The 14099-nt window shown below is 65.1% G+C and carries 8 protein-coding genes; 3 read left to right on the top strand and 5 right to left on the bottom strand.

The annotated features are described in order from the left end of the window. Window positions 1–4: 4 nt before the first annotated feature. The 5 genes from ACBG85_RS06695 to ACBG85_RS06675 form a co-directional block, all read right to left on the bottom strand. On the bottom strand, window positions 5–649 hold the full coding sequence (locus ACBG85_RS06695; protein WP_372026642.1) for an FMN-dependent NADH-azoreductase: 645 nt from the start codon (window positions 647–649) through the stop codon (window positions 5–7). Between the two features lie 23 nt (window positions 650–672). Next, window positions 673–2256 carry an MFS transporter gene (locus ACBG85_RS06690; protein WP_007726692.1) on the bottom strand — a complete coding sequence of 528 codons (1584 nt, stop codon included), beginning with the start codon at window positions 2254–2256 and terminating at the stop codon, window positions 673–675. A 104-nt stretch (window positions 2257–2360) separates the two neighbouring features. Further along, window positions 2361–3845 (bottom strand): dynamin family protein, encoded by a 1485-nt coding sequence (locus ACBG85_RS06685; protein WP_042452229.1) that lies wholly within the window; start codon window positions 3843–3845, stop codon window positions 2361–2363. Continuing rightward, window positions 3842–5710, bottom strand: coding sequence for a dynamin family protein (locus ACBG85_RS06680; protein ID WP_210378134.1), 1869 nt, complete (start codon window positions 5708–5710; stop codon window positions 3842–3844). The genes ACBG85_RS06685 and ACBG85_RS06680 overlap by 4 nt, the downstream gene beginning before the upstream one ends. A 123-nt stretch (window positions 5711–5833) precedes the next feature. Further along, window positions 5834–8131, bottom strand: coding sequence for an IniB N-terminal domain-containing protein (locus tag ACBG85_RS06675; RefSeq protein WP_372026637.1), 2298 nt, complete (start codon window positions 8129–8131; stop codon window positions 5834–5836). Between the two features lie 335 nt (window positions 8132–8466). Here ACBG85_RS06675 and ACBG85_RS06670 point away from each other — a divergent pair, with 335 nt between their 5' ends. The 3 genes from ACBG85_RS06670 (at window position 8467) to ACBG85_RS06660 (ending at window position 14006) form a co-directional block, all read left to right on the top strand. Beyond that, entirely contained in the window at window positions 8467–10194 is a 1728-nt protein-coding gene (locus ACBG85_RS06670) for an Hsp70 family protein (protein ID WP_261258095.1), read from the top strand. Window positions 10195–10208: 14 nt separating this feature from the next. Continuing rightward, complete coding sequence (locus ACBG85_RS06665; RefSeq protein ID WP_052959798.1) at window positions 10209–12644, top strand: LuxR C-terminal-related transcriptional regulator; 2436 nt, start codon at window positions 10209–10211, stop codon at window positions 12642–12644. A gap of 111 nt (window positions 12645–12755) precedes the next feature. Next, on the top strand, window positions 12756–14006 hold the full coding sequence (locus ACBG85_RS06660) for a hypothetical protein (protein WP_372026634.1): 1251 nt from the start codon (window positions 12756–12758) through the stop codon (window positions 14004–14006). Window positions 14007–14099 lie beyond the last annotated feature (93 nt).

The raw sequence follows: 14099 nt of genomic DNA, 5'->3' as shown, positions 1-14099 counted from the left end.
TTGATCAGGCCCCCAAGGTACGGGCCAGCTCGGTCAACGACTCCCGGGCAGCACGCAGGCTCGCGTCACCCTGCTCGATCAGAGGTGCCATCGCCGGAATACGTTGCGCCAAAGTCAGTTCCGCGGTGATGACGGAGACATCCATTCCCATCGACACCCCGAGCACCTGAACGAGTGGCGGGACGGTGTGATCGTTGGCCTCGTTTCCCGAGCCCGGCGCATAGGTGTTTCCGCGGCTGGAGACGATCACCACCGGCTTACCTGCCAGAGGCTGAGTACGCGTGTCGAAAGGCACCGTAGTCCCCAGGACGTGTACGTAGTCGATCCACGCCTTCAACGTGGACGGGATCGACCAGTTGTACATCGGCGCACCGATCACGACGACGTCTGCAGCGGTAAGTTGCTCGATGACCTGAGCCTGGAGTGCTTCCGCGGCGGGATCCGGAATCTCGCCCTCGACTCGCAAGCGTGGTGCATAGTGCAGGGCCGCGTCCGCGAGGTGCGGCAAGGGATCCCGGTGCAGGTCCAACGTCACCGTCGTGTGATCCGGACTGTTCTTCGACCACTGCTGAGCGAACAGTGCGGTCAGATCACGTGAGGTCGAGTGGTGGAGTTCGGCGGACGAATCGATGTGAAGTAGCTGTGGCATCCCTCATCACTACCAGAGCGCGCTCAACTCTTCTCCGCGGCTAGATCGGATTCCGCCGCGTACTGCGCCAGCAGGACTCGTTCGCGCTCGCGACGCGGATAGAAGAACGTCACCACCGCGGCACCGGCACACACGATGATGATCGCCGCGATGTAGGCGTTTGTATCCCCGTCCAGGAAGGCGTTTTTGGCGGCGGTCATGATTTGGTCCGCGTATTGCGGGTAGCGTTCCGCGAGAACTTCGGCGCTGGAGAAGGATTTGGTGAGCGCGGCCTGAGTTTCGGGAGTCACTTCGGATGCGTTCGGCGAGGACGAGATCGCATTTCCCAACGATTTTGCGTACCCGGCCGTGAGTATTCCGCCGAGAATCGACTGCATGATGGCGCCGCCCAGGTCGCGTTGCAGGTCCGAGGTTCCCGACGCCATACCAGCGCGGTGCACGGGAACGGATCCGGTCAGCGAACGCGATGCCGGTGTGCCGGCCAGACCGACGCCGATGCCGACAAGCGCATAGGCCAGCGCGACCTGCCAATACTGTGTGCTTTCGTTCCACAGGAACAGCGCGACGAACAAACCGAGAACCACGAACAGGTAGCCGGCGAGCAGCGTGACGCGGGCGCCGTACCTTTCGATCATGGTCGCCGAGCGCGGCGCAACGATCACCATCGCCAGCGCAGCCGGAATGATCGCCGCACCGGCTGCCAGCGTCGAGTACCCGAGGACGTTCTGCAGGAACTGCTGGCCGATGAACATCGCGCCCATGAGCGAACCGAACACGACCAACCCACCCACCGCCGCGACCCAGAAGGTCGGGCGCGCAGCTACGTGAAGATCGAACAGCGGATTGGCCGCGCGTCGCTGTTGCAGGAAGAACCCGATACCCGCGACAACTGCTATCGCCCCGAGCACCAGAGCCAACGTGCCCGAACCCTTCACCGGCGCAAAGTTGATGGACAACACCAGCGCCCCGATGAAGACGATCGACACTATGCCGCCGAGGTGATCGACTCGCTCGGTCGTCTCGTTGACGTGAGCGGGAACCAACACCAGGGAACAGATCAGTGCCACAAGGGCCAAGGGAAGGGTGACAAAGAAGACCGAACCCCAGTGAAACTGCTCGAGCAGCGCCCCCGAGACGATCGGACCGAGTGCTGAAATCGCGCCACCGATTGCCGACCACATGGCAATCGCCTTGGTTCGTGCCGGTCCGGCCCACAACGCCGTGATGATTGCCAGCGTGGTCGGGAACGCCAGACCTGCCGAGACGCCTCCGACTATCCGAGCGAGGAACAGCACTTCGAAGTTCCCGGCGAATCCCGCCACGATCGACGCCGGAATGGACAGCGCCATGCCGGTGACCAGCAACATCTTGCGGCCGTATCGGTCTCCCAAGGCCCCCAGGTAGAGCACCGTTCCGGCCAGGCCCAGCGAGTAGCCGACCGCGATCAGGTTCAGTTGCGTCTGACTGGCGTCGAAAGCCCGCCCGATATCGGGCAAAGCGACATTCGCGACCGAGAGATTGAGGTTCGCGACCGCAGCGACCAGGATGAGCGTCCCCAGGACGAGGGTGGCTCGATCCGGTGAAGCGGACTTGATGTCACTCGCCATGCGCGTGCTCCCATCGAGGTGGGACCCGAACCTGGTAGTTATGTCCGGATCATCCCGAACTCAAGATAGAACCCTCGTCCGGCGCTCGCATAGTGAACGGGTCCCTATTCGGGCACAATTTCAGCCAGGACGCCCTCGGCGCTGCGGGCGGCGACCAGGCAGGCGCGCGAGGTGAACCTGTCGAAGAGCGGATGTCTGGACAACTCGCGCCATCTGCGGACAGCCGCCGTGGCCCGCGCACGCTGCACCTCCGGCGATTCTTCCGGTTCGCAGCCCAACCGGTCACTTGCCCGGATTCCGTAGCCGCCGATCAGTCTTTGCAGTTGTGCCAGGTCGTCGGGTGGCAGATCCGTGTGTACCGAACGAAGACGCCCGAGCAGGCGAAGTTCGTGAAAGCCGTGAACATCGGCAAGCAACCGTTGCGCCTCCGCCGCGATCTGATCGCCTTCCTCGCTCGGATCGGCTTCGAGGATTCTTCCCAGCGTCACCAGCGCCGTGTGCGATTTGAGCTGATCTGCCCGCTGCCCGAATTGAACGTCGATCACCTGACGCAGTTCGTCCAGGCCGCTGCGCTCCAACAATTCGGCCGCCAGGGACGGTGAATCGGTCGCCCCCAACTTGATCGACGTCACGGCGAGGCGAATTCCGAAGAGCCCGAACCGATCGGCCAATTGCGCCCGCATCGCCGCATCGACCGGCAGCGGACTGTCCTGCCTGGCAAAGCGATCCGCGGAGAGCAGTGCAAGGCTCAGATCCTCGGCCGGAACCTGCGCGAGCGCCGAGAAGGCCGCGAACTCGCTCTGCCTCATCGTCCGAGCAGCGAGCGCGAGTAGACCTGCCACCGGAACCACCGACTGGCACAGGCCGGTTCGCTCCAACTCCTCGGCGAATCGCGCCGCGACGTCCTTCGCCGAAGACAACGCGTCGAGCCTGCCTGCGCCGACCTCATCGGCACGCGAGAGCACTCCGATCACTCCGAGTGGCCCGGATTCTCCGCCCACGTGATCCGCGATCTTCCCGAGGAACTGCATGTCACTGGCGTTGAGAGCCCGCAAGAGGTAGACCACTGCATCCGCGCCCGGTGCCTCACCGTCGGGAACGAGCATGTCCCAGGTGCGGGCCGAGACCTCGGTCGAGAGCGACGAGGTGCCCGGTGTGTCGATGATCGTCGTACGAGCCAATGCCGAAGACGGCCAGTCGACGTCGATGCGGTCCACCGAGTCTGCGGTGTACTCGCCCAGATCGAACGTGAGCCTGCCGTCGCGGCGCGTCACCGGCACGTTGAACTCGGCACCGTTCTCGGCCGTCGCGGTCACCTGCGGCGTCGTCCCGTTCCGATACCAGGTGACGACGCGTGTGCATTCCGTCGCGTCGGTAGGCGCTATATCCTGTCCGACAAGCGAATTGAGCAGCGTCGACTTACCCGCTTTGAGGGAGCCGGCGAGCGCCACCCGGAGTGGCTCGTCGAGCCTGGCCGCACATTCTTCCAACTGGGCGCGCGTCTGCGGCTGATCGGCGTAGGCACGTCTGGCGTGGTCGATCAGGGCGTGTGCCGACTCCACTGCGGTCACGGTGGTCGTGGCATTCATGCGTTGGTCACCTTTGCCGAGGCAGGAGCGGGAGTTTCGCCGATCAGCGTTTCGGCAACGGCGTCGAGCTCCGCGACGACGCGCATGTCGGTCTCCAGACGCTTGATCCGAGCGGCATGTTCACTCGATTCCAACTGCGCGGCTTCCTGAGTGGCGCGGAGGGATTCGTTGATCGAGCGCAGCGCCTGCTCGGCGATGTCGGTGAAGTGATCCCGCAGGAGTCGCTGCACCAGGCGCAGGCGGTCCTTCGACTCCTTGCCCACCTGGAAGCTGACGTCGTCGGCAAACCGTCGGATGGCCGCTTTCGCCTCAGCGCGACGCTTGAGCACCTGAGCCTGCTTGTCTTCACGATAAGCCTTGGTGCCCAGCAGAACCCCGGCGCCGATGGAGATCGGGTTGACCAGAGCCATGCCCATCATCGTGGTGATCAAGCCGAACATGAGCACGCCGCCGTACGAGCCGCGCATGCCGACCAGGACTTTCTGAGTGATGCCGATTCGGCCGGATTCGAGGTCCGCCAATGCACCGACCGGTTCCAGGAAACCGTCGGTGTCGGCGACGTCGAGATGCGGGAGCGCGACGTCACCGGTCTCCGCAAAGTGCTGCGCCACAACTTCTGCCAGCCACTGTGCGCGATCATGCGCCCACACGAAGTTGTCACCGATCGCGGTGGCGATCTCCTGTTCGAGCCACTCCCCCACGACGTCCCAGTCCTTACCGGGATCGCCTTCGTCGACCGTCTCCTCGGCCTGGCGGGTCACCCGGCGCAACCGGTCCCGGAGGTCGTGATCGATGTCGGCGGCGAGGTCTGCGATGCCGTCACCGAGGCTCTGCTGCCACAGTGAGGTCTTCTTGTGCAGTTCCTCGGCCGCTGCCCGGGCACGCTGCAGTCCCGCGACCGCTGCCTGAGCGGTCGACGGATCCTTCAGCGCCGCAAGCTCACTGCCCATCTCCAACGTCAGATGCGCTGCCGCAGAACGCACATCCATCGCAACTGCGCGTCGAGTATTCGATTCGGCACGCGCAACGACGTTGTCCCGCAAGAACTGATAGAGGTCCAAGAATCCGGATTCCGCTTCGAGTTCCTTGTCCCCCAGCCTCAGCGCGTGCGAGCGCAGTACCGAGGAGATCGGAATGAGCGGCAGATCCAACCCGGCACGCTGGAGATGTCCGCGATCGGCGTCGAGGATCTGCCGCCAGTGCGGGTACAGATCGGTCTTGCTGATCAGCCCGGCTACCGCAGGACACAGATTGACGACCTGGCGGATGAATCCCAGCTCCGGTTCGGTGAACTCCTGGCTGGAGTCCGACAGCACCAACACTGCATCGGCCGCAGTGATCAATCCCAATGTTCCTGCAGCATGAGGATTTCCGTGACCGCCGACACCGGGAGTGTCGATCAGAACCAAACCGTCGGCCAACAGCGGACTGGGAACACCCACTTCCACACGCAGAACCTCACGCCCTTCGGCGCGAGGCGTGGCCGGGGTGATCCCCATCAGTTCCTCGAGCGGGAGGGGCACCCGAATGGGCGCCGCACCCGGATCGGCGAGAATCAGTTCGGCGACCGCGGTCTCCGCGTACTGAACTACCGTCGCCACGGCAGTGGTCTCGTCGTCACCGACCGAGCACACATCGATGCCGAGCAGAGAATTGACGAACTGGCTCTTGCCTTGCTTGAGGGGTCCGACCACCACGATGCGAATACGCGGGTCGTTGACTCTCACCTGAGCGTTCTCGAGTCGGCGCACCAGATCCGTGCGCCCGAAATCCTTCGCCACGACGGCTGTTCGTTCGAGCAACGACGCCGTCGACGACGCGACGCGCGCCTTCCGGCTGCTTACCTGACTCGCTGAATCACTCATGAGCTACGTTGACCCGCAATTCTTCCCGACTCGAATATCCGGCCCTGCGAACGCATAGCGCACGCAGGGCCGGATTTGTTACATCAGGTCATTTTGACCGATTTCAGTTCCTGCGTCAGCAGATCAGGGATGCAGGTGATCGACAACCGCAACCGGGTCGATGTGATCGACCGGCGCTGCAACCGAATCCTCGGCGAAGAGCGAGTGTTCGGTATCGGCGCTCAGACCCGAAGTGGAACCCGAACCGAAAGCATCGGTCGCATCGATCGACGACCACGGGTTCAGCGCACCGGTCAACGAACTCGTCAGGTCGGACACTCCGCTCACTGCTCCACCGAGGGATCCGCCCAGGTCAGCGACTCCGCCGCCGCCAACGGTACCGCCGCCGTCGACTGTGCCACCGGCAGCTGCGGCTGCGTCGGCACCGATCGAACCCGTCACGTCGGTGACTGCTCCGACAGCCCCGCCGAGCGATCCACCGAGATCGGTGACGCCGTTCAGTGCGCCGCCGAGCGATCCGCTCAAGCCAGCCGCAGCGTTCGTGGCCGCGTCGAGACCTGCTGTTGCGTCGAGACCTGCGGTTGCGTCCAGCGCGCCGCCCACAGTTGCTCCGAGGTCGCCGGTCACACCGCCGAGGTTCAGGCCTTCTGCCGCGATGCTTCCGAGGTCGACGGAAGGCAGTTCAGCGGAGATCGGGCCGAGGTTCACAGCGCCGAGGTCGACGGAGGGCAAGTCGGCACCGATCGAACCGGTGTCGATTCCGCCGAGGTTCAGTGCCGTGTCCAGCGCTCCACCGAGTGCACCTTCGGCACCGAGAACGCTGTCGAGAGAGCCCCCCAGCCCGAGGCCTGCGCCCAGCACACCGTCCAGCGCGCCGGTCAGGTCCGTGCCCACGGAACCGACAGCACCCAAGCCGCCTGCACCTGCGAGAGCGGTGTCGAGAGCCGCAGCGACACCGGCTGCCAAGCCTGCTTCACCGCCCAGACCGAGTGCACCACCGAGGTCGATTCCGGTAAGTCCGCCTGCGCCCAGCGCTGCGTCGAGAGCGCCGCCGAGACCGCCCGCGAGCCCGGCATCGACGCCGAGTGCCGAACCGAGAACACCCTCGAGGGCCGTCGACAGATTCGCGCCTCCGCCCAGAGCTGCTGCGAGGTCTGCGCCGAGACCACCTTCGAGGTCGAGTGCTCCCCCGAGCAGTCCACCGAGTGCGCCACCCAGGTCGGCTCCGACCGTTCCGCCGGCACCGAGGGCGCCGGAGAGTGCCGCGCTGAGCTGCGCGCCGAGGTCTGCGCCGCCGCCGAGTACGGCGTCGAGGTCGAGTCCGCCGCCGAGACCCAGTGCTGCGTCGAGTGCGCCGCCCAATGCAGTTTCCAGACCGCCGCCGACGCCGAGTGCTCCGCCGAGGGCGCCACTCAGGGCAGCACCGAGATCGAGGCCGCCCGCGATATCGGTGAGAACGCTGACATCCGTGATCGCGCCGAGGACGCCACCGAGCGATGCACCCAGATCGGCGCCGATCGTGCCGCCGGCTCCCAGGACGCCCGAGAGCGCGCCGGACAATGCCGTGCTGAGGTCGCCTGTCAGAGCGCCGGCAAGATCCAGGCCGCCGCCGAGTGCAAGAGCGGATTCCAGTGCGCCGGTCAGGCTCGCACCCAGTTCGCCGCCGATGTCAAGGAGACCGCTGAGGTCTGCTGCGCCGCCGAGGAGTCCACCGAGAGCCAGGCCGAGATCGGCTCCGAGGTCACCACCGATGGCGAATACGGGTGCGAGAGCTCCGCTGAGCCCTGCCGTCAGGTCGAGTCCGCCGACTGCGCCGATCGCGGCGTCGAGGGCTGCTCCCAGCTCCGCAGTCAGACCGCCGGTCACACCGAGGGCGCCGCCCAGAGCCGCGCTGAGCTGTGCGCCCAGATCGAGAGCTCCTTCGAGATCGAGTGCGCCGCCCAAACCGAGACCGGCTTCGATCACAGCGCCGAAGGCTGCGCCGAGTTCGGCACTGATCTCGCCACCGATGGCAAGCGCAGCGCTGAGGGCTGCTGCGAAGTCGCCGACCAGGTCGAACTGGCCGCCGAGGGCGCCTCCGACTCCGATTCCTGCACCGGCGCCGAGACCCAGGCTGCCGCCGAGGCCACCACCGAGACCACCGGTGAGTCCACCACCGAGACCACCGCCGAGTCCGAGACCGCCGCCGATTGCACCGGCAGCGGACGCACCGGCGTTGACGATCGCGGACAGGTCGGCGCCGCCACCGGCAAAGAGTCCGGACTCGGCGACCAGCGGAGCGACCGCGACGATGTCGGCGGGGCTGACGTCGCACAGACCGGCAGCATCGAGTGCCGCGGTCGGGTTGGCGCAGTAGTTGGCAGCTGCCTCGTCGTCACGAAGTAGCCCGAGGATGAATTCGAGTACGGCGTTCGTTGCCATGGCGGGTTCTCCTGAAGTTCGTTGACCGGGTTGTTGCCGGTGGGTAGTTGCCGGTGGTCCGGAAACTGGTGCGCTGCCAGAGGTAGCGAGTGGAATCAACGCTAAGAACTTTTGCGACTGGGGCCAACGGGGAGCACCCCCCTCTTCTCCAGGGACAGGTGGGGAAGCCCCCCATTGGGCTACGCCCGGTCGGAATAGGGGATTTGCCCCGATTAGGGGATCGGTCCCCTACTTCGTCGCGACGCCTCCGATCCGGTAACGATCTAGGTCCTGAAACCGACATCGCAGACAACCGCGACAGTCCTTCTGTCGCCCACGACCAGGGGAGTTCGTTCATGGCGGCAGGGCTCGGCATCAGCATCGGTTCGGCCACTCTCGTAGCTGTCACCGACGGCTCGACCGGTGAAACGCAACAGGTCCGCTTACCCAGTGCGCTGCAATTGGACGACGGATCCGTCATCACCGGATTTGTCGAGCGCGTCGGAGACCCGATTCCGATACTTGCCGCCGACGGTACCGAGTACCGCGGCGAGGCTCTCGCGGCGACAGCGGTCGGCGCACTGGTAGACCAGGCAGGCGGTAACGAAGGGCCAACTGTCGTCCTGGCTCACCCGGTGGGGTGGAACCGCCACACGGCACGCACCATGGAGTCCGCTCTGGACGACGTCGGAATTCACGGGGCGACTCTCGTCGCCGAACCCGCAGCCGTCATGGCGTGGCTCGCCGCTTCCGGAACTGTCGTCAGCGACGGTCTGACCGTCGTCTACGACCTCGGTGCTCGCTCGCTCGACGTCACGATGATGTCCACGACCGACGGACGAAGCGAGATCTTCGGTAAGCCGCTGCGCAGCGAGGACATCGGCGGCGACGAATTCGATCACCTCGTCACCGTTCACCTGCTCGATGCGGTTTCCGACCAGTTCGCAACCCTTGATCCCTTTGCACCCGAGACGATTGCAGCGCTGGAAACTCTGCGCGAGCATGCCCGCGCAGCCAAGGAGGAACTTTCCACCGAGACGGAAACCGTTGCCCGCGTGGCGCTTCCCGGTGCCGTCAGCGACGTTCGACTCGTTCGTTCCGAACTCGAAGATCTGATCCGGCCCGCCCTCACCGAATCGGTGGCATTGGTTCGCGAAAGCCTGCGATCTGCCGGCGTCGAGTCCAGTGACGTCAATCAGGTTGTCCTGGCCGGCGGAAGCTCGTCCATTCCCCTTGTCGCCGAACTACTGTCCGCGGAGCTTCGTGTCCCGGTGATCGCCGACGCCGATCCAGCGTCGTGCGCGGCGTCCGGCGCCGCGGCCCTCGCACTCGACGCCAGAGACTCGCAAGTACCGGCCGCCGCCACTGCAGTGATTCCCGCCGAGCCGTCTCGCAAGCCCGCACCAGTTCCCGCCTTCTCCACTCCGTTGCTTGCCGAGCCGACCGAAGAAGAGAACACGGCGACTCGACGCTCGTCGAGGGTCGGCGTCGTTGCTGCAGTGGTGGGAGCATTCATCGTGCTCGCCGCAGGCGGGCTCGGAATCGGAACTGCCATGGACAAGATCAACGTTCCGTCCAGTTCGGCGAACACCACCAGCGAGTCCACCTCCTCGACCGCTTCGACCACCGCGGGCTCTACTCCCGGCAGCACCACGGCAGCGGAAGCGGCAGGCACCGGATCCACGACTGCGAACAACGGCACTCAAAGCAATCAGCCCGGTTCTCCTGCTGCCGCAGGCGGCTCGACGACGGCGCCGGGGGCAGTTCCGGTTGCCGGCGCGCCGGCGGGATCCTCGCCCGCACCGGGCGAGACCGCTCCGTCGGCGCCTGCGCCTGCCGCACCCGGCGCCCCGGCGCCCGCACCTGCTCCCGCCCCGGCACCCGCACCCGCACCCGCGCCTGGAGCCGGCGTCGGGACCGGTGTCGGTGACGCTGCGACCGGCATCGGAAACGGAGTCGGCGGTCTGGTCGACGGTGTCGGCAACGGAGTCGGCGGCGTGGTCGGAGGTCTCGGTAACGTCGTCGGTGGTGTCGGAAACGTGGTCGGTGGTGTCGTCGGCGGCGTCACCGCACCGATCCGCTGACCGGCGGTCTTTCGATGAACCGTGACAACGGCACCGAATCGTCTTTCATCGCAGGACTTTTGCGCGACGTCGACCTGACTGCATCGCCACTGCGCCTATTCGTCACCGGGACCGATGCCAGCGCTCGGCCCCAAGTGACGAGGGTTGTACGGAAGCGAATCGAATCGGGTGACAAGCCCGTGGTCACCGCAGTCACGCATGACGTCCCCGCCGACGCGATTGTGGTGATCGCGGACGCGCAAGCTCTGACCTCCGATGAAATCCGTGCCCTGAAAGAGCTTGTCCAACGTGACGACCTCGGAGTTGTCGTAGCCTCCGATCGGATCGATCCACCACTCGCACCGATCTACTCGAACATCTCGAGTTTCGGCACCGTGTTGCATCTGAACCCGTTGAACCGAAACGATATTCGGAAGATCGCGGCCGAGCGAAGAGTCCCGCTCGACGACCGCGCCGTGGTGGCGCTCGAGCATCTGTCCGGTGGTTCCTTCGGGGCGATCGAAGCGTACTTCGCCGCCGCCTCGGCAGGCCGCCTGGAAATGCCGAACGCCATACGCACACACATCCTCCACCAGGTCACCGCTCTGCATCCGATCGAGCGCGAGATCCTCGAAGTTTCACTCGCCGTCCCGGACATCGACGCCTTCGAGCTCGATCTGGGACAGGAGAAGTTCAGCCTCACAGCTGCATTCGACCGGGCACTGGCGACCGGACTGTTCGGTTCGCGATCACCACTCGTCGCGAGCGTGCTCGCCGAGTCGACGAGCACCGGGCGTATCCGCAGCGAGCTGATCAGAATCGTCGAATCACGCGCACACACGAGAACCCTCGATATCGACACAGCACGAAGACTTTTCGACTCCGGAATCCGCCACCGCGATCTCACGGGTGTACTACGAGACGCCGTCGAGGCGAGCACGCCGGCGGTCGCGGCAGATCTCTTTCGCCGCGTGAATTCGATCGAGCCTCTCGGCGTGGCCGACACGCTGCTGTACGCCCAGGTCTCGGCTCGCAGTGGTGACCTCGACACTGCCTGCCGTCTGGCCGATTCCGTCATCGCCGCACCCGATCTCGACGACGCGAGATTGGCTGCGGCGGTGCGAATCCGCGCAGCTTCGTCCGCAGCATGCGGCCAACTCGGCGCCGCTGCAGATCTCTACACCTGGCTGGGGCCAGGGCGCACCGGAAACGAATCCCCCTTCGCCGCAATCACTTTCCTCGGCATCGGCAAGGTCGATGACGCGAACGCCGCGCTCACCGGACACACAGGATCACCGTCGAGCTCGACGGTCGGCGCTACCACACTGGCCAACGGACTGATGCAATCGGTCACCGGGAGCGCGCCGAGTGCGCTCAACACGATGTCGCGCGCACTCTCGCTCCCCGGCGGAGCCGACACATCTGAATTCCAGCCTGATTCCGCCCCGGCGCTGGTAGCTCTCGCACTCCTGCACAACGGCGCCCATGAACGGGCCGCCGCTGTCGTCACGGCCGCGATCGCCGCCGACGACGCAAGCAGCCACACGTGGGCGCGACTTCACCTTCTCGGCGCCTGGATCGCGATGGTCCGCGGGCAGGACGCGATTCTCGAAGACCTACCGCAGGAGGTAGTCCGCGGCCCCCTCCGTGAGCGTGACGCACTGTTTCTGCATGCTCTGATCGTGGGTCTCGCTCGGCGTTCCGGCGATCTCGCCCAGCTGCGTCGAGCTTGGTCGGGCGCGGCAGGCACCCTCTCGTCCTGCAGCGTTGATCTGTTCAATCTGCTTCCCATCGGCGAACTGTGGCTCGCGGCAGTACGGCTCGAGGAGACCGAGCAGGTCGAGCATCTCGTCGACGACGCGCGCTCACTCCTCCGCGCGCTCGGCGAGCCGCCGCTGTGGTCGTCGCCGCTGCATTGGTACGGCGTCCAGGCGTCGATCCTCTCGCAGTCGCCGGCCGATCTCCTCCCACACGCCCATACACTCGCCGAATCAGCCAAAACTCACACTTACGCAGCCGGTTTGGCGATCGCCGGACGCCAGTGGCTCCTACTCATGCAAGGCAACGTCGACGCAGACGGTGTCGAAGCCGCCGCACGAACGCTCAGTCGGATCGGACTCCCGTGGGACGCCGCTCGCCTCGCCGGCGAAGCAGCGCTGCGCACCCCGGACACCAAATCGGCCACGGCACTGCTCCACGTTGCGCGCTCGCTACGCACAACGTCGACGGCCGAGACAAGTGCAACCGATACCGCCACAAGTGCGGCGCCACCGTCGGTGTTGACCGAGCGCGAACAAGAAGTTGCCGAACTCGTCGTCGTCGGACTGACGTATCGGGAAATCGGCGAACGCCTCTACATCTCCGCTAAAACCGTCGAGCACCATGTCGCACGCATCAAGCGGCGCGTCGGGGCGCAGTCTCGTTCGGAACTGCTCACCATCCTTCGCAGCATGACACCGCCGAACAAGTAGTTAGCTGCATATTGTCCATAGGGTTGCGTATATCCGTTTAAATGATAGTTTTCACAGGAATCAGGACATGCCTGCCGAGCAAAGTTCGGTAACTGTGAAACGGGGATCGCTATGAAGTGGGGAGTCGGACTCGCCGTCGGCAACAAACGAAGCATTGCTGCGATCGCGAGACCTGACTCGGAGCTGGTGACCCTCGAACGCGAATCGGTTCTGCACCACGCCCCCGACGGCACCGTGCAGCTAGGCGGAACCGCGGCGGGGTCCACCGGGTTGCGCGGGTTCCTCGACAGGGTCGGCACCGACGATACCGACAACTTCTCCGAGCACATGACGCGAGGGGAGGAACTGGTAGCGACAGCAATGTATTGCCTGGTCAAGGAAGTCCGAACACTCACCGATCAGAACCTGAACATCTCTGCGGTGATCCCCGCGGGTTGGTCGAGCGATTCCGTCGACGTACTGCGCGGCGCACTCGACAGCATGAATCTCGACGGCGTCGAACTGATTTCAGAAGATGAAGCCTCTGCGGCTTGGCTCGCGGATCCTGACGCCGACGACCGTGCTGCTCGCGGAGCCGCAGCGTTGGCCGCACCCTTCTCGATCACCTCTACCTGTCCCGAACCCCAGCCAACCGATTTTGCCGAGCCAGAGGACACCCCCGAAGAGTTTCCGCCGTTCGTTCTGATCGAACCGGAGCCGGAATCCGGCGTGGAGGCACCGGTCACGAAAGAACCGAGCATCGACGGTTGGCTGAATCGCCAGTGGCGGTCGGAGCGCCGACCGATCATCGCCGCAGCAGCCGCCGCAGTCTTTCTGACGGTGTCGGGTTGCGCGGCAGCGGTCATCATCGGACACACTCCGACCATTTCAGCACCCAGGATTCTCGACGCACAATCTTCCCTGTCCCCCGGGACGGACACAGCTGCCACCCCGACGAGTTCATCCGGGACAGGCACGCAATCAGCGACCTCACCCCCACCGGAAGTACCCGCTCTCGGCGCGCAGCCGACGGCGCAGTCGTGGGCATCCGAAGCGGAATCGACCTCATCCGAATCCCAGCCCATTCCGGTGAGTCCGGGCACCGGTACAGAGAAATCCACTACGGCGAACGTCCCCGCGCAACAGGGATCGCCGATCACCATCCAGATCGATCCCCTTCGGATCGAGAACCTGCCGCCGGTCGTCGGACCGCTGGATCCGGTCGATCCGGATACCCCGGACACTCCCGCCGTGACCGCCCCCACTGATGCACAGACAACGCCGACGCAGCCGTCCAACCCGACCGACACAACCGATCCGGTGGTTCCGAATCCCGACATGCCCGTCATGCCATCGGCCCCGAGACCCGGAATGCCAAGTTAGACAGAATAATTCGACTTGCCGACAACAGGCACATATTCCTCGTCGAAACTTTTCCCCTATGGTGGGTGCGGTACCTACCGGCTCGGTGCCGGG

Source organism: Rhodococcus sp. NyZ502, from assembly GCF_041464245.1.
GTDB lineage: Bacteria > Actinomycetota > Actinomycetes > Mycobacteriales > Mycobacteriaceae > Rhodococcus_F > Rhodococcus_F qingshengii.
The sequence above is the reverse complement of the archived record's forward strand: the minus strand, read 5'-3'. Positions and strand labels throughout refer to the sequence as shown.

Excerpts from the sequence above, each read along its gene's own strand:
- ACBG85_RS06670 (WP_261258095.1), top strand. The coding sequence starts at position 8,467 with ATGGCGGCAGGGCTCGGCATCAGCATCGGTTCGGCCACTCTCGTAGCT.
- ACBG85_RS06680 (WP_210378134.1), bottom strand. The coding sequence starts at position 5,710 with ATGAGTGATTCAGCGAGTCAGGTAAGCAGCCGGAAGGCGCGCGTCGCG.
- ACBG85_RS06675 (WP_372026637.1), bottom strand. The coding sequence starts at position 8,131 with ATGGCAACGAACGCCGTACTCGAATTCATCCTCGGGCTACTTCGTGAC.
- ACBG85_RS06695 (WP_372026642.1), bottom strand. The coding sequence starts at position 649 with ATGCCACAGCTACTTCACATCGATTCGTCCGCCGAACTCCACCACTCG.
- ACBG85_RS06665 (WP_052959798.1), top strand. The coding sequence starts at position 10,209 with ATGAACCGTGACAACGGCACCGAATCGTCTTTCATCGCAGGACTTTTG.
- ACBG85_RS06660 (WP_372026634.1), top strand. The coding sequence starts at position 12,756 with ATGAAGTGGGGAGTCGGACTCGCCGTCGGCAACAAACGAAGCATTGCT.
- ACBG85_RS06685 (WP_042452229.1), bottom strand. The coding sequence starts at position 3,845 with ATGAATGCCACGACCACCGTGACCGCAGTGGAGTCGGCACACGCCCTG.
- ACBG85_RS06690 (WP_007726692.1), bottom strand. The coding sequence starts at position 2,256 with ATGGCGAGTGACATCAAGTCCGCTTCACCGGATCGAGCCACCCTCGTC.